The 20,253-nt window shown below is 65.4% G+C and carries 15 protein-coding genes; 10 read left to right on the top strand and 5 right to left on the bottom strand.

Going from position 1 to position 20,253, the window contains the following annotated elements; genetic code table 11:
* The 10 genes from D1Y85_RS12090 to D1Y85_RS12135 are packed head-to-tail and all read left to right on the top strand — an operon-like array spanning position 1 to position 10,973.
* Positions 1-2,064, top strand: a complete 2,064-nt coding sequence (locus D1Y85_RS12090) for a DNA polymerase (RefSeq protein WP_124151281.1) — start codon at positions 1-3, stop codon at positions 2,062-2,064.
* A gap of 1 nt (position 2,065) precedes the next feature.
* A complete protein-coding gene (locus D1Y85_RS12095; RefSeq protein ID WP_124151282.1) occupies positions 2,066-2,443 on the top strand; it encodes a hypothetical protein in 378 nt (125 codons plus the stop codon).
* Positions 2,444-2,448: 5 nt separating this feature from the next.
* A complete protein-coding gene (locus tag D1Y85_RS12100) occupies positions 2,449-3,120 on the top strand; it encodes a PD-(D/E)XK nuclease family protein (protein ID WP_124151283.1) in 672 nt (223 codons plus the stop codon).
* A 6-nt stretch (positions 3,121-3,126) separates the two neighbouring features.
* Positions 3,127-3,594, top strand: a complete 468-nt coding sequence (locus D1Y85_RS12105) for a hypothetical protein (RefSeq protein WP_124151284.1) — start codon at positions 3,127-3,129, stop codon at positions 3,592-3,594.
* Positions 3,575-5,164 carry a helicase-related protein gene (locus D1Y85_RS12110; RefSeq protein ID WP_124151285.1) on the top strand — a complete coding sequence of 530 codons (1,590 nt, stop codon included), beginning with the start codon at positions 3,575-3,577 and terminating at the stop codon, positions 5,162-5,164. The genes D1Y85_RS12105 and D1Y85_RS12110 overlap by 20 nt, the downstream gene beginning before the upstream one ends.
* Positions 5,165-5,200: 36 nt before the next feature.
* Entirely contained in the window at positions 5,201-5,674 is a 474-nt protein-coding gene (locus D1Y85_RS12115) for a hypothetical protein (RefSeq protein ID WP_124151286.1), read from the top strand.
* A 23-nt stretch (positions 5,675-5,697) separates the two neighbouring features.
* Entirely contained in the window at positions 5,698-5,922 is a 225-nt protein-coding gene (locus D1Y85_RS12120) for a hypothetical protein (RefSeq protein WP_124151287.1), read from the top strand.
* Positions 5,923-5,940: 18 nt separating this feature from the next.
* Positions 5,941-7,353: a hypothetical protein gene (locus D1Y85_RS12125; RefSeq protein WP_124151288.1), complete on the top strand. Its 1,413-nt coding sequence runs from the start codon at positions 5,941-5,943 to the stop codon at positions 7,351-7,353.
* 22 nt (positions 7,354-7,375) lie between these two features.
* Positions 7,376-10,462, top strand: coding sequence for a DUF927 domain-containing protein (locus D1Y85_RS12130; protein WP_124151289.1), 3,087 nt, complete (start codon positions 7,376-7,378; stop codon positions 10,460-10,462).
* Positions 10,463-10,478: 16 nt separating this feature from the next.
* Complete coding sequence (locus D1Y85_RS12135) at positions 10,479-10,973, top strand: Ntn hydrolase family protein (protein WP_185218963.1); 495 nt, start codon at positions 10,479-10,481, stop codon at positions 10,971-10,973.
* Between the two features lie 4 nt (positions 10,974-10,977).
* On the opposite strand, the gene D1Y85_RS12140 is transcribed toward D1Y85_RS12135, so the two are convergent.
* Genes D1Y85_RS12140 through D1Y85_RS12160 form a run of 5 tightly spaced genes read right to left on the bottom strand, consistent with a single transcriptional unit; the run spans position 10,978 to position 20,253 of the window.
* A complete protein-coding gene (locus D1Y85_RS12140; protein WP_124151291.1) occupies positions 10,978-11,631 on the bottom strand; it encodes a hypothetical protein in 654 nt (217 codons plus the stop codon).
* A gap of 3 nt (positions 11,632-11,634) precedes the next feature.
* Positions 11,635-11,982 carry a M15 family metallopeptidase gene (locus D1Y85_RS12145; RefSeq protein ID WP_124151292.1) on the bottom strand — a complete coding sequence of 116 codons (348 nt, stop codon included), beginning with the start codon at positions 11,980-11,982 and terminating at the stop codon, positions 11,635-11,637.
* Positions 11,983-11,985: 3 nt separating this feature from the next.
* Complete coding sequence (locus D1Y85_RS12150; protein WP_124151293.1) at positions 11,986-12,606, bottom strand: hypothetical protein; 621 nt, start codon at positions 12,604-12,606, stop codon at positions 11,986-11,988.
* Complete coding sequence (locus D1Y85_RS12155) at positions 12,591-13,061, bottom strand: hypothetical protein (protein WP_124151294.1); 471 nt, start codon at positions 13,059-13,061, stop codon at positions 12,591-12,593. The genes D1Y85_RS12150 and D1Y85_RS12155 overlap by 16 nt, the downstream gene beginning before the upstream one ends.
* A gap of 10 nt (positions 13,062-13,071) precedes the next feature.
* The gene (locus tag D1Y85_RS12160; protein ID WP_124151295.1) at positions 13,072-20,253 is read right to left on the bottom strand and encodes an LPD38 domain-containing protein; all 7,182 of its coding nucleotides are present in this window, start codon (positions 20,251-20,253) and stop codon (positions 13,072-13,074) included.

Below are 20,253 nucleotides of genomic sequence, written 5' to 3' on the forward strand. Positions count from 1 at the left end.
ATGAAGCTCGTGTTTCTCGATTTTGAGTCGGCATATGACGACGACTATTCCCTGTCGCGCATGCCGACCGCTGCGTATGTGCGCGATCCGCGCTTCGAGACCATCGGCTATTCGATGGCCGTGGGCGATGGGCCGGTGTCCTGGCATACCGGCGACGCCGGGGAACTGCGCCAGTCGCTCGGTGAGCCGTCATGGTGGCGCGACACCGTACTCATCACGCATAACGCCTTCTTCGATGCGCTGGTGCTCGCGTGGCGCTTCGGCATCGAGCCGGGGCGCTATGTCTGCACGCTGTCGATGGCACGCGCGCTGGGCATCGACCATACGGCGGGCGCGTCGCTCGCGGCGCTGGCCGACCTGTTGCGCGCACAGGGTTATGACATTCCGCGCAAGGGTGACGAGGTGGTACGGGCGAAGGGCAAGCGTCGCGCCGACTTCACACCGGATGAACTGGCTGCATACGGTGCGTACTGCCGCAACGATACGGTGCTCTGCCGTGACCTGTTCCATGTGATGTTCCCGCTGCTGCCGGTCGGGGAACTGCGATGGCACGACATTGCCATCAGGATGGCCGCATGTCCGCTGCTGCATCTGAATCGCGCGGTGCTGCAGACGGAGCTGGAACGGGTACGCGAGCGCAAGGCGGAACTGGTGGCGACGCTCGCGCGGCAGCTTCATGTGCAGTCCGTGGCCCAGCTTGAAGCGGCGCTGGCTTCCAGCGCCAGGATGACAAGGATACTGGAACTGCTGGGTGGCGGGTTGCCCATGAAGTGGTTTGCCGATGAAACCGGCTACCTCACGTACCTGCAGGAGCGTAACGAACGCACGGGCGGTGTACCGGTGGCGTTTGGCATTCCGGTGAAGCCGTCACCCTCTGATGCGTCGAAGCTGACGTTTGCCTATGCAAAGAACGATGAAGGACTGATGGCGCTGGCCGGGTGTGACGACCCGAAGCTCCAGGCGCTGGTGGCCGCGCGTCTCGGTGCGAAATCGACCATCGAGGAATCGCGTCTGGAGAAACTGATTGTGCTGTCGGAGTTCGACCGCCTGAGCGTGCCGGTCAAGGTCAGCGGTGCGCACACGCACCGCCTCGCCAGTGATGATGGCGTCGGAATCCAGAATCTTCCCACAGGTCGTGTTGAAGGCCAGAGCAACGCGATGCGCGTCGCCATCGAAGCGCCAGCCAGACATGTCGTCGTGGCAGGTGATTCAAGACAGGTCGAGGCCCGCACGCTCGCCTACGAGGCGAACCAGCTCGACCTGCTGCATCTGTTCGCCACGGGCGGTGACCCCTATGCCGACATGGCCGTGCAGATCAGCGGACTCGACGCACAGGCCATCCGCGAGGGCGTGCAGGCCGGGGACCCGGTAATGGTGCGATGGCGGCAGACCGGCAAGGCCGTGGTGCTCGGTGCAGGCTTCGGCATGGGCTGGGAGCGTTTCATGAAGATGGCGCGCGCCCAGCATGGTGTGGTGATGGAGCCGTACATGGCGCAGCACGTCATCGAGGTTTACCGGCGGACCAAACATTGCATCGTGAAATTCTGGTCACGCTGCGACGCCGTACTCGAAGCCATGCTCAAAGGCGGCAGCGGCTGGTTCGGCGGACCCGATGAAAAACTTTTCTTCTATGACGGCGCACGTGAGCTGTTTGGCGTGCCTACACCGGGCGTGCGTCTGCCCGATGGCCTGTGGCTGAACTATCCGCGTCTGCGCCGGGAACTGGTTCGAGATGATGGAAACCGGGAGATGTCCGATGAAACCGTGTACGACCGGCGCAGGGGGCACAGCGTGCAGCGCAGGCGGCTATACGGGGCGAAGCTCTGCGAGAACCTGACCCAGGCGCTCGCGTTCGCCATCATGAAGTGGCAGGCACGGCGCATCGCAAAATGCTATCCGGTGGTGCTCAACGAGCACGACGCCTGGGTGATGGTGGTGCCGCAGGAACAGGCCGGTGAAGCGCTGGCCTGGGTGCGCAGTTGCATGCGTGATGTGCCTGACTGGGTGCCGGGTCTGCCGCTCGACTGTAAGGCCGGGACAGGCCCCAACTATGGGAGTTGCTGAGATGAATGCGGATGACAAGGACGAATGCAGTGTGCTGCGTGAACAGCTTGACCGGGTGTACGGCGAACGCAACAACCTGGCGATCCTCGCGGCGATCTTCATGGGCGCATATCTGGAGGGCGTGAAGCACGTGCGCAATACGGTGGCGTTTGTCGGCTGGGGCGTGGACCCCGAGGCGGCGACGGGGTTCGAAACGGTGGTGTACCTGACGCCGTACACCGGTCGCCAGATTTCGTTTCACGTCTCGCCGCGCGAAGCGCCGCTCGCCCGCACGCTGTTGCAGCCGTTCGCGGGCGAGTGGGACGGCACCTTCCGGGGCCGCGAGGAGGACGTATTCCAGTGGCTTCAGGTGATACGCCTGGAAGCCGGGAATGCGTGAACACCATGGGCACCTTCATCCCCATTAGCCAGACCGCGCTTTCGACGTTCCAGAACTGCCCGCGCATGTTCGAGGGCAGGTACGTGACGAAGGAAGCCGTGTTCGAACCCAGCGAAGCGGTGGACGACGGCAACCGGCTGCACCGGGCGCTGGAGTTCCGCATCCGCGACGAAGTAAGCCTGCCGCAGGAGTTTGCCCATCTGGAGTGGCTGGGCCGGACGCTCGATGTCCTGCGCAGGCGGGCCGTCATCGAGGTTGAACACTGGATGGCGGTGGACCGGCAGATGCAGCCCTGCGCGCACAACGCCAAAGCGAAGTACCTCCAGGGCAAGGACGACTGCACGGTGCTCATGGACGAGCGCGCGGTGACGTTCGACTGGAAGTCCGGCAAGTTGCGCCGCGACGTGCAGCAGCTCGAAATCCAGGCATTGCTGACGTTCGCGCATTACCCGCAGGTGCAGGTGATCGACAGCGCACTGGTGTTCCTGAACGCCGGTCAGATGGTGCCGTTTCGCGCGCAGCGCAGCACATTTCATCCCGTGCACCTGGTCACGGAATTCGAGCGCTACGAGGCCGTGCAGGCGAGTGGCCGCTATTCGCCCACGCCGTGCGGGCTGTGCCGCGCGCATTGTCCCGTTCTGAGTTGCGTCCATAACGGACGACATATCGGCAAGTGACTTGACATGGGCACGCCCGAAGGTGAAGTCAAGCAACGGTGCAAGGCGCTGTTCACTCGCGTGGGCGCGTACCGCGCCATGGTCGTCACGTTCGGCTTCGGGGAGTCGGGGCATCCCGATTTTCTCGTCTGCCTGCACGGGGCGCTGATTGGCGTGGAGACCAAGGCAACCGCGAAAAGCCCGGTGTCAGCCCTGCAGCGTCTGCGCCTGAAGCAGATTCGCCAGGCGGGCGGCCTGGCGTTCATCGTGCATGACGGCAATCTTGTGGTGTTTGAACAGATGCTGCTGGCGGTGCACCGGCATGTGGGCGGTGCGATGCAGCGCATTGCAGATGAGCGCGGCGTGGCGCTCGCCACACTCAAGCCCTGGACCGACTACAACCCGCTCACGCTCAGTGGCACCGCCTGGCAGGCCGTGTGCCGCCGCATGAGGCAGAACCCCGAGGAAGGCAAACATGCCCGTCGTCATTCCTGAGCAGAACGAAATGGTGCTCAACCTGCGCCACCCCGAACGGGTGCGCGCGCTGATCCCGTCGTGCCACGATTTCACGTACCGGGGCCATGCGCTGGTGAAGGTGCCGCACACGATGGACGTGATGCGCGTGCTGCGCAATCTCGGCATCAACGTGAAGGGCCACGAGGTCTACCGCTACCGTTACCGTGCGCCCCTGATCAGGGGGCGTCACCGCGTCATGGCGCACCAGACCGACACGGCAGCGTTCCTGACCGAGCGCACGCGTGCCTTCGTGCTGCATCCGCCGAGGATGGGCAAGACCGCCTCGATCCTGCTGGCGATTGATTTCCTGCGCGCGCAGGGTCTCGTGCGCGCGGCGCTCGTCATCGCGCCGGTGTCGGGCCTGCACACGACGTGGGAAGCGGAAGCGTTCGGCCTCTTTCCGCACTGGTCGGCGGCGGTGCTGACCGGCTCGCGCGAGCGGCGGCTCAAGCTCCTGGCGCAGGACTACGACCTGTACATCATCAACCCGGACGGCATTGGCGTGATCGCGAAGGAACTGGCCGGGGCGGTGCGCTCGGGGCGTATCGGCGTGGTGGTGGTCGATGAAATCACCGACTTTGCGAACCCCGAGACGGAGCGCTGGGGCGCGGCGGAGCAGGTGGTGCGCCTCGCAGCTTACGCCTGGGGCGTGACGGGCACACCGGGCGACCCGATGCACGTGTATGGGCAGGTCAAGCTCATCGACCCGAAGCAGGTTCCGGCCTCGCGCACGGCATGGCGGAACATGACGATGTACCAGAGCCGCAACCGGCGCAAGTACCTGCCGCTTGCGGGTTCGGAAAAGCTCGTCAGCCAGGCGATGCAACCGGCGATCTGCTACGAGAAGGACAAGGTGCTGGGTTTGCCGCCGCTGCAGACGCTGGAGTTTGAAGCACCACTCTCGCGCGAACAGAAAAAACTGTATGAGGCGCTACGGCGCGACATGCTGGTCGCGACCGACGACGGCAACACGGTCACGGCAGCGAACGCAGCCGTGCTGGTGGGCAAGCTCCTGCAGGTGGCAACCGGGGCGGTGAAAACCGATACGGGTGCGGCGCTCATGCTCGACATGCACGAGCGGCTGTCGGTGCTGGACACCATCATCGGGCAGGGCGAGTTCAAGACCGTGGTGTTCGCGCCGTACCGGGCGGCGATGGATGCGCTTGTCACGCATCTGGAAAAGCGCTGGACGGTGGCGCGCGTCGACGGTGACGTGACGGGCCGAAAGCGCAGCGACATCTTCACGCGCTTCCAGTCCGAAGCCGCTCCGCATGTGCTGGTGCTGCACCCGAGGACGGCGGCGTTTTCGGTCGAGCTGGCGGCAGCAGACACCATCGTGTTTTTCGGCCCGCCGATGAACGGCGCATTCGTCTACAGCCAGGCGTGCGAGCGCATCAACTCGGGCCTGCAGAAATCGAAAACGCCCGCTATCGTGCATCTGCATTCGACGCCAGCCGAGCGGCGGCTGTTCCGCTCACTGCGTGAAGGCGTGGACCTGCAGGAACGGATCATCGAGCTGTTCCGCGAAATCGTTCATGAAACAGCGTAGCGCCCCTAACCGGCAAGTGACTTTACAGGAGAAACCATGAGCAACAGCAACGCAATCAACTGGCCGCAGGCCACCGACAGCGAACTCACGCGCATCTACCGGATGCTCGGCGCGCAGGAAGACAAGCTGAACCAGACCCTCAAGCGTATCAAGGCGACCAAAGGCGACATCGAAACCGAAATGCTCGCGCGCATGCAGCGGCGCAATTCGGACGGCTTCAGGACGGCGGATGCGACTGTTACACGTTCAAAAAACGTCATGGTGTCGTGCGCATCGGAGGGCTGGCCGAAGTTCTACGGGTGGCTCCTGAGCGAGGCGGATCGCCTCAAGACGGCGAGCGCCGACCCGACGCAGGTATTCGCCTACCTGCACAAGCGGGTGACGAAGGAAACGGTGCAGGCGTACATGGCGGCAAATAATGGGCGGGTGCCGCCCTCGATCACCGTCCTGTCGGAGTACGCGGTATCGGTACGTCGCCGCGCAGCGGAGGCGGCGAAGGCAGCAGCATGAGGCAACGTGGAAAGGAGGTTGATATGGCAACGAGAAAGCGCGCCGCGAAAGCGGCACCCGCATTGGAAACCGCAGCAGGGGAATCTGCAGCAGAGCAGCTACCTGCAGGCGAGCTGACACCCGCCGCGCATGTGAGCACGGCGCTCACGCAACTGGAAGCGCTGGGCGCGCGTCGCTCGCCCGCGCAGGTCAATGCGCTGGCGTACCTGAAGCAGGCGCAGATGTGGCTGGGCAAGGACAACCGTTAATTACCGGGAGAGAGGGAAATGAATGAACTGGCAATCTTTGGCACACCGGATGCACGCACGCTGGCACTGCTGAAAAGCGACACCAGCGGCATCGGTGCGGCGCTCGGCGGGGGACTGGCGGGCGGCATCAACCGCATGTCGATCCGTGGCAAGCACTTCCGCTTCTTCAAGGGCGGCACGGAAGTGGGCGTGCGTCGCGAACACTGGCTCGACGTGGTGATCATCGCCGCGCACCCGGAGGTAGGCCGCATCTGGTACAGGACCGGCTACAGCAAGGAAACGGAAGGGCAGCGTCCGACTTGCTGGTCGCGCGATGGCGTCGCCCCCGATGCGCCCATGGAGCAGATTCCGCAGGTGCAGACGAACCAGGGCTGGCGCACGGTCAACTCCTGCGCCGAATGCCCGAACAACATCAAGGGTTCGGGGCCGCAGGGCGTGGGGCGCGCGTGTGCGTTCAAGAAGCGTATCGTGGTGGTGTCGCCCGATGACATCGAGGGCGATGCCTGGGCGTTCGACATCAACGCGATGAGCCTGTTCGGCGACCCGGACCCGGCGAACAATGCGCGCTCGCTGAAAGACTACGTGACGTTCCTGGCGACACCCCGGTCTGGTTTTGAGAAGGGCATTCCGCCACACGCGATCATCACGCGCCTGACCTTCGATGACCGCGAGGCCGTGCCGGTGGTGCGCTTTGGCGTCGCGCTGAACACCGAACAGCGCGCGTCATTCCTGAGTCCTGCGCAGATTTCGGCGGCGGCGCTGCGTTCGCGCGACGCGGACGTGCTGCATCTGCTGAACGTCGATGCGCAGGAGTACGCGGCTGCGGTGCCGGTGGAGCCTGCCGCGGATGACGACCTGCACGGCGAACCGCAGCCGGTGCAGCAGGAAACGCAGCAGGAAACGCGGTTCGAGCCACCACCGCAGGAGCCGCTGGGACTGGATCACCCGGACGTGCCCGATGCGCTGCGCGAGTGGGCGAAGCATCCGATGGTGACGGAAGCGATGGTGCTGGACGAGCTGCGCGCGAACTATCCGCACACGCTCGACGTGCCGAAACCCAAGGCCCCGCCGCCGCCGCCGCCGAAGCCTGTTGCACCGCCCCCGCCGCCGTCTGCCGCAGCGGGTGCAGCAGCAGGCACGGCGCGGCGCGCACGGCGCACGCCGAAGGATGCCGCCAACGATGCCATGGGTGGTGCGCCGGTCGCGCCGCAGACGGCACAGACCACGCGGCCACGCGGGCGGCCACGTTCGGGCGGCTTCGTCGCACCTGCCGAACCGGTGAACACAGCCCGTGGTTTCACGGGCATGAACGGTGACGCACAGAACGACGATGAAGGCGGCGTGCAGGATGAGCCAGGCGCGGAGTCGGGCCTGGGGGATGCGTTCCTGCAGGGCAAGATCGAGTCCCTTCTGAACGGCACCGACGACTGAGGGGACGTGGCCGGACACAGCCATGAACCGCAATGATATGGGCGGCTTCCTGCGACGCGTGCTGCCGCGTCGCGGGTGGCTGTGTGCCGCCCGACCCATACGGCGGACACAGTACAGCTACTGGCGCAACACGCCCCACGCGGACGTGGATGCGCTGGCAGCAAACCTTGCCGCCATCGACGCAGCCGGGGGCGACGCCTACATGGCGCTCGCGGGTTTTCGCGATGCTGAACGTGCGCACGAAAATCCCGCGAAAGCCGCACGCGGCGTGAAGCGCTTTTATCGCACCCAGGACAACGTGGACACGGTACGCTCGCTGTGGCTCGACATCGACGTGAAACCGGAGCGGGACGATGCCTATGCCACGGCAGATGAAGCCACCAGAGCGATCACGCGTTTTATCCACGACGCGAACCTGCCATGGCCGCTCGTCGTCGCGAGCGGCCACGGCTACCACCTCTACTGGCCGTTTTCCGAGGACCTGCGTGTATCGACTTGGCGCAGCGTTGCGACGCTGCTGAAAGTGATCACCCAGGGGCTGGGACTCAAGGCCGATCACGCCTGCACCACCGATGCCGCGCGTATCCTGCGGCCTGTAGGCACCCTGAACCGCAAGGACCCGTTAAGGCCGCGACCGGTGGAGCTGGTGCGCGTGAACGATGCCTATACCAGTGTCGAGCTGGTGGAGCGGCTGGTAGCGGCAGCAAAACCATTCCGCACGCAACTGATGTCGCTTGTGCAGGCCCGCACAAGTGACTTGACGCCTGCCAGCGGCAGGATCAATGGCAACGCCGCTCACACGGAGGGGCTACTGGCCGCGCTCGATGCGTCGTTGCCGAAGTCCGCCGAACCGGTCATCCTCGGATGCCGCCAGGTCCGCGAAGCCGCGTTTGCACGCGAGGACGTGTGGCGCGGCATGCTGTCGGTGGTGCGGTTGTGTGTACAGGGCGAGCGCTGGTGCCATGCACTGTCGGCGCGCGACACCACGCGTTACCGGCGCGAGGACACCGATGCGAAGCTCGCCACGCTCGCGCACCAGCAGGGCGCGGGCGGCATGCCGATGACCTGCGCCACCTTCAACGACCGGCGACCCGGCGTGTGCGATACCTGCCCGCATCACGGGCTGATCCGCTCTCCCATCGTGCTGGGTCTTGACCGGTTACTGCCTGCGGATTGCGGCGAAAGACCGGAACACCTGGTCAGGGGGGACGGCCAGCTTCACGCGGGACTCGTGATGCCGCACACCGTCGTGCCTGCGATGGCACCGGTCATGACGCTGCGTGATCCGCGTTTTGAACTGGTACTGCCCGATGAAATGGACGAACGACGGCCCATGGGTGTCTGGTTCCTCGAACGCGTGAAAGACGGGAATGGCAACGAACAGACGCAGCGCGTGCGGATGATGCACCAGCCCGTTCACGTCACCGAAGCTGTGCAGGGCCACGATGACGAAGGACGCGAAACTTTCCGCTACTGGGTGCGGGCCTGGGATTCGCCACGCCACTTCTGGTATGCCTTTGACCTGTCGGGGTCGTTGCTGAGCCGCCCGGTTGATCTGGTCGGAGAACTGTATACCCGTGGCGTCACCCTTGCGCCCGGACAGGAACATCACACGGTCGAGTATATGAGAGCCTATGTCCGCCAGATTCGCCGCAGGAACCATCCGGTGCCACAGTACGCGCATGAAGGGTGGGTGAGTGCGGACACGTTCACGACGGGAACAAACATGTATACCGCAGTCACGCCCGCTGGTGATACCCCGGCGCGTGTCGAGATTACACCCGTGCGCCTCACGCGCACAGCGGCGGGCGTAGCGCGCTGGCTCACCACGGCAGGATTGCTGGAAAACTGGAAACGTGCCGCCAACCTCTACGCGAAGCCGGGGCAGGAAGCGATGGCGTTCGCGCTCTTTACGGCGTTCGGTGCACCGCTGCTGCACTTCACCGACTGTGCGGGGTTGCTGGTGCACCTGTGTGGCGAGTCGGGCACAGGCAAAACCTCGGTCATGTGTATTGCGGCAGCCATATGGGGGCAACCCGGCGCTCTGGTGGCGCATGCGCCGCTCACGCCTTACGGCAATACACGCAATGCATTGATGGCAACACTGGGGGTACTGCGCAACATTCCGCTGATGTTCGATGAAGTCGCCATGACGAAGCCCGAGGAAGTGTTTCCGTTGTTGCTGGCACTCGCGAGCGGCAAGGAACGCGACCGCATGACCTCGGCGCTCGACCTCTCGCAGGGGCGTTTCTGGCAGTCGGTCTATCTGTCGGCAGGCAACCGGTCACTTCGCGACATGCTCACCGGCACGAACGACGCAGAACACGCGGCGGTGCTCAACCGGTTGCTGGAAATCCATCTGCCGCCGATCAATCCTGCCGACCAGAGCTGGATAGCCGAGCAGCCTGTCGTGAGTCTGGCAGCAGACAATTATGGTCACGCGGGGCAGGTTTACGTGCAATGGATGGTTGCCAACGCCTCAAAGCTCGCCGGACTGATCCGCGAACGGTTGCAGGTGCTAATGCGTCATGCGCAGGCAAACCGCGATGAGCGCATGTGGTTCACGGCACTGGCGGCCATCCTGACCGGCGCGGAACTGGCACGTGCGGCGGGCCTGCACGACATCGACGTTGCACGCGTCGAGCGCTGGGTCATCGACATGCTGCTGCCCGCGCAGCGGCAGGAAGTGAAGGAAAGCCGCAGCGGCAGGGGCGCGTGGCTGGCCGAATTTCTGAACGAGAACATCGGCAGCACCGTGATCGTCATGCAATCCCATGAGCCTCGCGACCCGGCGCTTGCCGCTGACTACGTGGTGCGCGACATCGCGCCAGGCGGGACACTGAAGGTGCGCTTTGAGCAGAAAAGCCGTCGTGCCTATATTTCACGCAAGGCTTTCCGTAACTGGTGCCAGCGGCGGCACATCGACTACCAGGACACGCTGGCCGACATGCGGCGCAACGGCCAGCTCCTGAAGGCCCGCTGCCGCTCGGCGCTGGGGCGAGGACTCGCGAAATATGGCAGCGCGGAACTGCGCACCGACTGCCTGTGCGTGCAGATCACCGACGACATGCTGGGAGCAGGCGATGACGACGATAGCAGCACGGAATGACGATGGTGCGATCACCATGGCGGCAGATTCGCGCCTCTCGGGCAGCGACTTCGCCTATGCCGATCCGGTGCACAAGATACTGCACGGTGACGGGTGGCTGCTGGGCCTGTCAGGGCCGCTCGCCGTAGTCCAGCACGTGGAGCGCTGTGCCAAGGTCGAGGCGGCACGCTATCCACTTTCCGGCTCGAACCACACGCTGATGGACACGCTGCGCGCGCTGCACATGATGCTCAGGGAAGCGGCGCTCATCCGCCCCGAGTTTGAGGCGACGCAGACAGAAGAAAGTCACTTTAACGCGCTGGTGGCAAACCGCACGGGTCTCTATACGATCATCGAGGACAGGTCAGTCATCGGCCCGCAGAAGTTCTGGGCCATCGGCAGCGGCTGGCGCTTCGCGGTGGGGGCGCTGGCCTCGGGAGCCACCGCACAGCGCGCGGTGTGGGTGGCGGGGCAGCTCGACCACGCCACCGACCTGCACGTGCAGACTGCCTCGCTGCACGCGATCCGCTGAAGGCTTACGCGATCTTTGCGTAGGTCAGATAGCCCTGGAGCTTCAGCGGATTGCTGCCCGACTGGCCGTTGATTTTCGTGAAGCCGAGCCACGTAGACGTGCCTGCCGTCCACGAAGCAATCGAGCCAGCAAGCGCTACCGTGCCGAGGACCGCGCCACCTGCCACGCTGACCGAGGTTTCGGACAGGTCGGGATAGCGCTGTACCGCGTACTGGTAGATTCCGGGCCACGCATACTGCTGGCCGGTTGCAAGCACGATCTGGCCGGGAATCGTGTAGGTGTCGGCGGCTGGGGCGACGACCTTGCTGCAGCCCACCACGAGGTAGGTGCCCGCGAGTCCCAGCGCGAGCGTGCCGTCGCTGTTCACCGAGTAGAGAAAGCCGTTGCGGGCGGTCACGCCGATGCTGAAACTCAGCTCGTAATAGGTGCCCTGGTCGATGCCATAGCCATTGCCCGCCTGCTGGCTGTGGCCGAGTTCGATGGTCAGCGTCGGGATGGTGGGCGTCACGGGCGGCACGAACAGCCCGCCGTCCGAACCCGCTACGAGCACGTTGCCCGTGTCGGTCGAAACCTGGATGCTGCTGCCCGCCAGCCTGTCACCGGAGGCGAGCGGCACGTGCTGGTTGGTGCCGAGAATGATGGGAGTCTGCGTGGTCATGGATTACCTCACACCGTTGTGCTCCAGGCTGAAGTGGTTGCCGTCCGGCGACCGGAATCGTCCACCCCATGAACCGCCCAGCGATTCCCAATACTCGCCTGGTCCCCGGTACTGTTCGCTTTTCGTCAGATACACGCCGTCCTTGAACAGGTTCAGGTCAACGGCGAGGCGCGACGTATGCAGGCTGTTCGCCACGCCCTTGCCCTGTTTCGCATACAGTGCGGCGGTCTCGGGTGGACGGTACGCTTCAGCAAACGATGCTTCGTAGCCATTCGCGTAAATCCACTCGATCAGTTTCGCGACCATCAGCGTGAACTTGCGCTGCTTCTGGCCCAGCGTGAGCGTTGCCATGGCCTATCCCCCTACCTCAAGCGTGACGGCCTGCGAGGCGAGCGCGCCGTTACAGTTGGTTGCCGCAACCGACAGCAGGTAGCTGGCTGCGACAGCCGGTGTCCCGGCGAGCGTCACGAAATTGGCTCCTGCCGTGACACTCATCCAGGCGGGCAGACCCTCGACCACGAGCGCCATCGGCAGCGCGCCGCTGAATACCACCATGCCCTGCCACGCCACCCCCACGCTCGCGGGCGGCAGCATCATGCCGGCAGCAGCCACCGCCTCGCACGGGCAGGCCCCCGCGCAGCAGTCGTAGTGGCAGATCAGGTCCTTCACGCCCGCATACGTCACGCGCCCGTCCACGCAGGCCCCCTTCGGGAAGCTGCGCGGATTCGGCGCGGCGGGCGCGGCATCCTGGTCACGCTCCAGGACCAGCGTGCTCCCATAACCGGATACCTGCAGCACCTCGGAACCGCTGCCGTCCCACGCATACAGGTAGGCGTAGGGGGCCTCGTTGGCGTCGCTGGCCGCAAGACGCGCGAGCAGCTCGGCCTGCGCGGCGGGGTTCAGCGCGAGCGCGGCGTCGGTGGCCGCAAGCGGTGCGGCCAGCGTCGCAAAGAATCCCGTTACTGAAACCTGCATGATGGACACTCCGTACAGCACTCCTGAGCTTCGACCATCGCCACCTGTTCAACGAGCGGGGGTGGCGCTTCGAGCGCGAGACCGAAGGCCAGCAGCTCACGCTCGCCGTGGAGGATCACTGCCTTGTAACGCCCCTCGGGCTGGGTGTAAAGGAGGCGGTCGAAGTAAAAGCACACACGTCCCTGGCTGTCCGTGTCGAACACCGGATACTCGATCACGGGAGACGCACACGGGGGCGGTCCTGCGTCGACCGCCCCGTCACAGGGCACATGGCAGCAGCCATTCCACACCTGGCGGATCGGCAGCGGCGGGCGAGGGCAGTGGATGCGCTCGATGCGCAGCACCAGACCCGAGGCGCACGCGGGTGCCCCTTCGCAGACGGGACTGCGCAGCGCGAAGCAGGCTTTGAGCGTGCGGTACGGCACCACCGGCACGATGAGCTTCTGGACGAGCATCGCTGTTACCTCACTGCACTTCGCGCAGGTAGTCGCGCATGATGGCTTCGCGCTGTGCCTGGATCGCTTCGAGCTGCGGGCGGATCACGTCGGTGTCGCCGTTCGCATCCCGGTACGCCTGGTTCGCTTCCTTCGAGAGCGTGCGCAGCGCATTGGTGGCGCGCGTGGTCGCGTCGTCGCGCACGGGGTTGGCGTCGGCATCCCCCGCCTTCGCGGCGCGCTGCTGCGCCTGCGCACGGTTCAGCGTGTCGTAGAACACGCTCTGCAATTCACCGGGATCGCTCTTGAGCACGCGCGAGAGGCCGAACGCATCCGCGAGGCCCAGCTCGTCGCGCGTGCTCCCAGGCCTGCCTTTCGCGCCCGGTTCGCGAAAGAGGGATGCCAGACCGGTGAGCGGCCCTATCATGTAGCCGTTGACCAGTGTTTTCCATTCTTCAGGCGCGAGGTCAAGGCCCGTGACTTCGCGGACATTGTTCGCCAGCCGCTTGTACGATTCCTCGGTATTCATCTGCCCCTGCATCGAACGGTATTGATCGGGCGAGAGGTCGCGCGTGATGGGCGAGCCGAACGTCGAGGTATTCATCGCCACCTGTGCAGCAGGACGCAGCAGACCCGGTGTAGCCGACAGGAATGTGTCCTTCAGCAGGTTGCCGCTGCTGCCTTCGGGCAGCGCGAGCGGCGTGGTTTCCTTGAGCACGGAATTCGCCGCGCCGAACACCACGTCGCTCATGTCGGCCTTGCCTGCCGCACCGCGCGAGGCGAGCACCGCCAGCTCCCAGGCGACTTTCGGAATGCCGTAGCCAACCGGCACCGAAATGAAATGGTCGCCCACCTTGACGGGGATGCCGTTCGCAACCGTGCTCATCGGCAGGTTGTCGATTTCGTTGCCCATGTCGGGGTCGTCGTTGCCCGTGCCGCGCGCCATCGCATACATCATCATCGCGCCGACAAAGGCGGTGGCGAACACGGCCTGACCCCGGCGCGTGGAGAGCGAGCGCACGAAGTTGGCTCCGCCCTTGAGCGTGGAATTGGTGAACGGAAAGAACGCACGTGCCCAGCCGGTTCTGGTGCCGTGCTGGTTCAGGTCAAAGAGGTCGAGCGTGCGGAACAGCGCCTCCTGCTTCGGCACGCTCTGGTCGCGCAGCGCCGAATAGATCGACAGCGCCGAGCCGGTGTCGAAAAACTCGTTGTATTTGTTGACATAGTTCAGTGCCGCATCGCGTGCCGTGAACGCGCCTTCCCGGAAACTTTCCGCCTTGAACACGTCTTTCGCACGCGCCGCCTCGCGCATGATCGAATCGCGCGAGGCGGCGTATTCACTGGTGTAGGTGGTAAGCGCGCCACCCTCGTGCAGTTCCTTCAGGTACTGGCCGAATTTCGACATGTCCGCGAATTTGCCGGGACCTGCGCGCAGCATGTTCAGTATCGCGCCGTTCATCTGCGGACTGACCTGGGAACGCGCTACATCGGAGAGAAACCGTGTGCGGTTGATAGCGTTGCCGTCCACCGTCAGGATATTGCGCGACACGGCGTTCAGACTACGCTCCAGCACGTCGCGCGCACGCATGAGCGGCGCGAACATGGGGGTGAAGCGCGTGAGCAACTGGAAATAGCCGCGCGTACCTGCGCCGAGCTTCTGCAGCACGGCACTGTGCGTGTCGTCCATCCCGGCGCGCAGCGCCTCGCCCACGTGTTCATCGTCCCAGTAAATCTTCCTGCGGTTACCGTTTTCATCACGGTAGCGGATCACCGAAGTTGCCATACCCGGCCGACCTACGCTCTGGCTGTCCGGCACGATGTGCGCGCCAGCGGGCTTTTCTTCCTCGATGGATTTCGCCAGCGCATCGACAAACGGCTGCTTGGCGATGGCGCGCGAGAGTTCGGAGGCACGCGCATGAAAGGCGGTGAGCGCATCGTCCGCGAGCGAGGCGCGACCCTCGCGCGAGCGGATGATGTCGTGATTCATTGCGGATGCACCGAACACGTCACGCTCGCCGGTCGTGTCGATGCCGGGGTCGCCCGTGAGCGGCACATAATCCTTATTCAGTGCGCTGTCTTCAAGTGACTTGTCGTACACGCCCGCGTCGATCCCGGCGCGGCGCAGCTCGCCATGCACTTTCACGTGTTCGGCAGCAAGCCGCTGCAGGTCAGCCTTGCCGTAGCGCGCTTCGAGCGCGGCCATGCCTTCACGGGCCTGCGCACGCGTGATGCCACCCGGCAGCAGGCGGCTTTGCTCGCCGGATTCCGTCAGACCGCCATGCGCCTGCGCGTGGTCGAATTCCGAAAGCGCATCGCGTGCCGCGTCGCGCGTGCGCATCATGTCGGGCGTGGCAACCTCGCCGCGCTTCACCACCTCGTCAATTTTCCCCTGCGCGTTCTGCAGGGCATCATGCAGGCCCGCACGGGCTACGTCGGTGGCGCTGCCCGCGATGTGCGACCAGGTGGGGTAATACGAAATCTCGCGGGCGATCTGCGCGGGGTCGCGCCCGCTATCGGCATGCCTGCCTGCAATCTCGCTGGTAAGGTCCATCAGGCGGCTACCCTGGTCGTGCAGCAGGTCGTGGTATTCGGCGCGTGCGCGGCCTTTCATGAGCCGCCACTCGCGGTAGGCCGGAATGGAGTCGTATTCGCCGCCGTCGCGTTTGAGGTTTTGCCGCGCCCACGACAGGAACGGCGTGTCGCTGAAATTCAGCGACTCGCGCAGGTTGCGCCAGAGCTTGTAGGAGAGCGTGTCGTTGTCGGGCGGCTTCGCGTCGCGGACCGGCTCGCCGCGCAGCATGCGCATGGCTTCCTCGTGGGTGCGCGGAATCGGGTTCTCGTCGCGCGAGAGCATCGACGCCAGTTTCGCGGCGCGGCTCGCGAGGCGCGAAGGCTGCGGAGCCTGCGACGCCGCAGGTTCCGGTGCACGCGCCGATTCACGCGCGGCGCGGTTGACATCGGCAGTGGCTTCGCGTGCATCTTCGGCAGCCGGTTCGGCAGCACCGCGACGGCGGCGGGGCAGGCGGGTGGTCCCTCCCATGCCGGTACTGGCGGCAGCAGGCTGATCAGGCATGCCGGGAAAATGCCGACCCGGCACCTCGCCCGTCTCGGGTACGACATAGAGCTTGCCGCTGAAGCGCCGGTCAAACAGGCGGTTGTACGTGTCGGCGGGAATGTTGATGCAGCCGTTGGTGATGCGCCGCTGCGCCGCGTTACCTGACGCGAGGCGCGCTTCACGGTTCTCGGGGCGACCGGTCAGCACGCGGTGGATAGCGAAGGTGCCCCGGTCGGTGCTGCTGAATGACTGGATCGAATCGCCGTAGGCTTTCGTGTCCGGGGCTTTCGACCAGTCGAGACGAAACGCACCCGCAGGCGTTTCGCCGGGCACAGCCTCGTCACCGGCTTTCGCACCAAAGAGCGCGGGGATGGTTTCCTGCACCTCGCCGCGTGGCGACATCACATACAGCTCACCACGCCCTTTGTCCGCGATCACGTAGCCGCCGCCGTTGTTATCGCCCGAGCGCTGCACCCACTGGCTGACGATATCGCTGCGGCCTTCGAGTCCCGCCGTATGCGCCCGCGCAGAAATGGTCACGTCACCATGCCCGCTCGCGGCGCGCGCATCGTGCACGGGCAGCGCGTGATTCAGCGCTACCGCCGCCGCGACGATGCCGATGCCTTTCGTCACCTTGTCCACAAGTGACTTGATGCGCGCACTCAGGTTGTGCCAGATACTGCCGGGAAACTCGCGGTTCAGGTTCGCGATCATCGCGAACCTGGCCGGTGAGCGGATGCCATGGGCGGTGGCGGCATCCTGCAGCGTACTGCGCTCGTCCGGCGTGAGCCGGTTGACGTTCTCCACAACCGGCGCGGCGCTTTTATCGTCAATCGCCGCCTCGTCGTGCGACAGGTCGAACTCGGGCGAGACGTTTGAGCGCGTCACCTCATTGACGAGGGACTTTGCGCGCGCATCGAGGTTGTTCCAGAGGGCGTCGCCGTTCGCTTCATGTTCTTTTGCCAGCAGCGCGAATTTCGCGGGCGAGGCCACACCGTGGTCCGAGGCCACGTCCTGTAAATACGCGCGATCCTCGAACGGAAAATCACGCGCATAGAGCCGTTCGTTGACGGCTCCCGCCTGCTCGTCGGTGACGCGCTTTTCATCTGCCGACAGGTCGCGCCCGGGCGCAATCCTGCGGTTCTGAGCGACGCGCAGCCGCCTGTCGTCCAGATGTTCGCGCGCCTCGGCAACGAAGCGTTCGACATCCGCGCTGTCCACATGACCGGTCTGCGGATCGGCCACGTTCTCAAGCTGCTCGCGGAAATACGTGCGCTCACGGTTGCGCGTGTGCGTGTTCCCGATGGACGACAGCTCCGACATGATGCGGCCTAGCGCTTCGTGGCGCGTGAACGTGCCTTTTTCGCCGCCGCTGGCGGGGAGGACCTGAGCTTCACCGGCAGCGCCTTCACGCCGCCCGGTGTTTCCTTCGCCCACTTCGTGCAGTTCCACTTCGGGTCGTTCGCCGCGAAGCATTTCCCGAGTTGCGCCTTGCTCCTGAATGGCATGATCGTTCTCCCCGGTCAGGTCACGTTGCCCTGCAGCCGCTCGGCCAGCTCGGCGCGCTGGTTCACCGCCTGCTGCGCCTGCTGCCCCTGTATCAGTTGCGCCTCCACCGCCAGCTCCCTCGCGCGCTCGGCGGGCGGCAAGGTCTGCAGCACCTGGGCCGGTGTCGGGTTCACGGGCGCGCGCTGTCCGCCGTAGGTCTGGATGCTCTGCTGCTGGCGCTGGAGTTCGGGCGTATCCGGTATCTGCTGGCCGGTATTGAACGCGTGCTGGCCGCGCAGCAGCGACACCAGATTCACCACCTGCCGCAACTCCTGCGGCGTGAGCCGCTGGCTCAATGCCTTCGGCACGGGCCGGCCACTTGCCCCGAGCGCGACCGCCACCGGCACCAGTTTCTGCGCGCGCCTCGACGGCGTGGGTGACGGCTTGCTGCTGTCCGGCAGGCGGGGCACGCGGGGTGGTTTCGGCACCTGGGGCAGTTTCGATGCCTTCAGCGGCTTCGGCAGGCCGGATGGTTTCGGCAGGTTCGGTGCGTTCACGGGGTTCTCCAAAGGCAAAGGTGCGACGCGCGGCCTGCGCACGCTCGGTGGGCGAGGCACGCGAATACGCGGGGGAGGTGGGATCGAAAGCGAAGGCGCGGTTCGCAGCCTGCCCGCGCTCGGCACGGTTCGGACCAGGCACACGCGGCATGCGCGGCGTGAGCGCAGTGGGCGAGGGCGCGCGCCGTTCGGGAATCGCGTCATTGATCCATGCCGCCGTCTCCTGCGCGCTCATGTCGGGGATCGCCCGCAGGTAGTCCGCCGTATCCTGCAGCAGCCCCTGTGCGTGATCCAGCCGTCCGGCGGCGAGACGCTGGCCCTGTTCCATCAGCTCGGGCGTCATCTGCGCTCGCGAGTACGGATAGTTCGCCATCTCCGTTTCCAGCAGCCTGTTGAAACGGTCACTGGCGGACTGGCCCGAGGACGGATCGGCCAGCGCCTGAGTCACGGCACGGTCGGCCACGCGGTCCACCACGCCACGCAGCGACTCCTGGCGGGCGTTGTCCAGACGCTGCGCAATGGCCTGGTACTGCTCATCGGTGGACGCCTGCGCGAGCGCATTGCGCGTGTCCTCAGCCTCGGCGGCTTCACGGCTGGCCCGCGCCGCCACCTGTTGCGCGCTGTCCTGGTTCATCATCCCGTCATGCCACCACTGCTGGTAGTCCGCCGTGGCAGACTCGTCGGGCCGCAGGTCCTGCCGCCAGGGCTGCGCGTCAAGCTGGGCAAGACGCTGCGACCACCAGTTCTCGTAGTCGTCGCGTGACGCCTGACGCTGCGCGTCGAGTGCATCCATGTGCGTACCGAACTCGTCCGGGTCGATCCAGGCCGGTTGCGCGGGTGGCGGCTCGGGAGCCTGGCTCATGCGCGCGTAAGCTTCCTCTTGCGTCATGGGTGGACGCACGGGCTGTTCCGCGGTGCCCTGGTACATCGCCGTGAGGTCTTCCAGATCGGCCTGGTGGGCGAGGTCCGCACCCGTAGTGGGCGGGGCAGGCGGGGGTGCTTCCGTCGTGGTGGGCGCAACTTCAGGCGCGGTTTCAGATGCAGGTTCGGGCGCGGGTGCGGCGGCTTTCTCGCCGCGCAGTGCGTGCATGCCGCCGAGCACGGCACCCGGCAAGGCACCCTGTGCCGCCGCCGAGAGGATGTCCTGGCCCGCCGACACATCGGGCTGTACCTGCTGTTCGGCCAGGTTTGTGCCGAGCTGCATGACGCCCCCGGCGAGTCCCTGTTCGAGTGCACCCGCAACCGGTGCACGCCAGCCGCTTTCAAGTGCCTGCGCGATGCCTTCGCCCAGCTCACCGCCCGCGAACCGTCCGAGAAATGAACCGCTGACCGCGCCACCGAGACCGGCCACGACATTGCCGGGTCCGATCTGGCGTCCAAGCTGGTCACGCACCTGTTCCTCGGGTATGCCCGCGTCGAGCATGGCTGCGGCCTGCGGATTCTGGCGTAGCTGCTCCAGCGGCACCGTCTGCGCCAGCTCGTACTGCGCGCCGCGCGAACCGCCGAACGCCTGCGCGGCACCCGCCGCGATGCCAACCGGTGCGGCCACCGCGCCACCCAGCAGGGCAGGAATGGCGCTGCCGCCGAATCCTGCCATCGTGTCGAGCGGATGGCGCAGGAACTCCTGGCCGTAGACCTTCGCGCGTTCCAGATCGCCACCGGCCTTCGCGAGCCGCTCCTGCATCGCCAGGTCCTCGTCCTGGGAAGCCGGGGACATGCTGGCGCGGATACGCGCGTTCTCGTCGCGGATCGCCTTCGAATAGTCGCTGCCGGGATGCACCGCATCCGCGAGCGACGCAATCCCCTCGTTCAGGCCAATCGTTGCGCGATTGAACAGGTCGTTGCCAAAGACTCCCCCCGAAGCAGGGCGCGGCACGTCCTGCGTAAAACGCTGGTTCACCTCGCTCAGGAACTGGTGTTTCTGTTTATCGCTGAGACTGGGCGTGGCCTGCAGCAGTTGCGGCGCGTCGTTCTTCAGCCACTCGGCATACTGACGGCGGCGTTCCTCATACGACGCGCCAAGAAAGCCGGGGTCGCTGGTGAGCTGAGTATAGGTACGCGGCCCGCTCGGGGTCCCGTTTGCGCCTGCCATCAGGTCCGAGATGACGCCCAT

This window comes from Paraburkholderia dinghuensis (assembly GCF_003837865.1).
Taxonomy (GTDB): Bacteria; Pseudomonadota; Gammaproteobacteria; order Burkholderiales; family Burkholderiaceae; genus Paraburkholderia; species Paraburkholderia dinghuensis.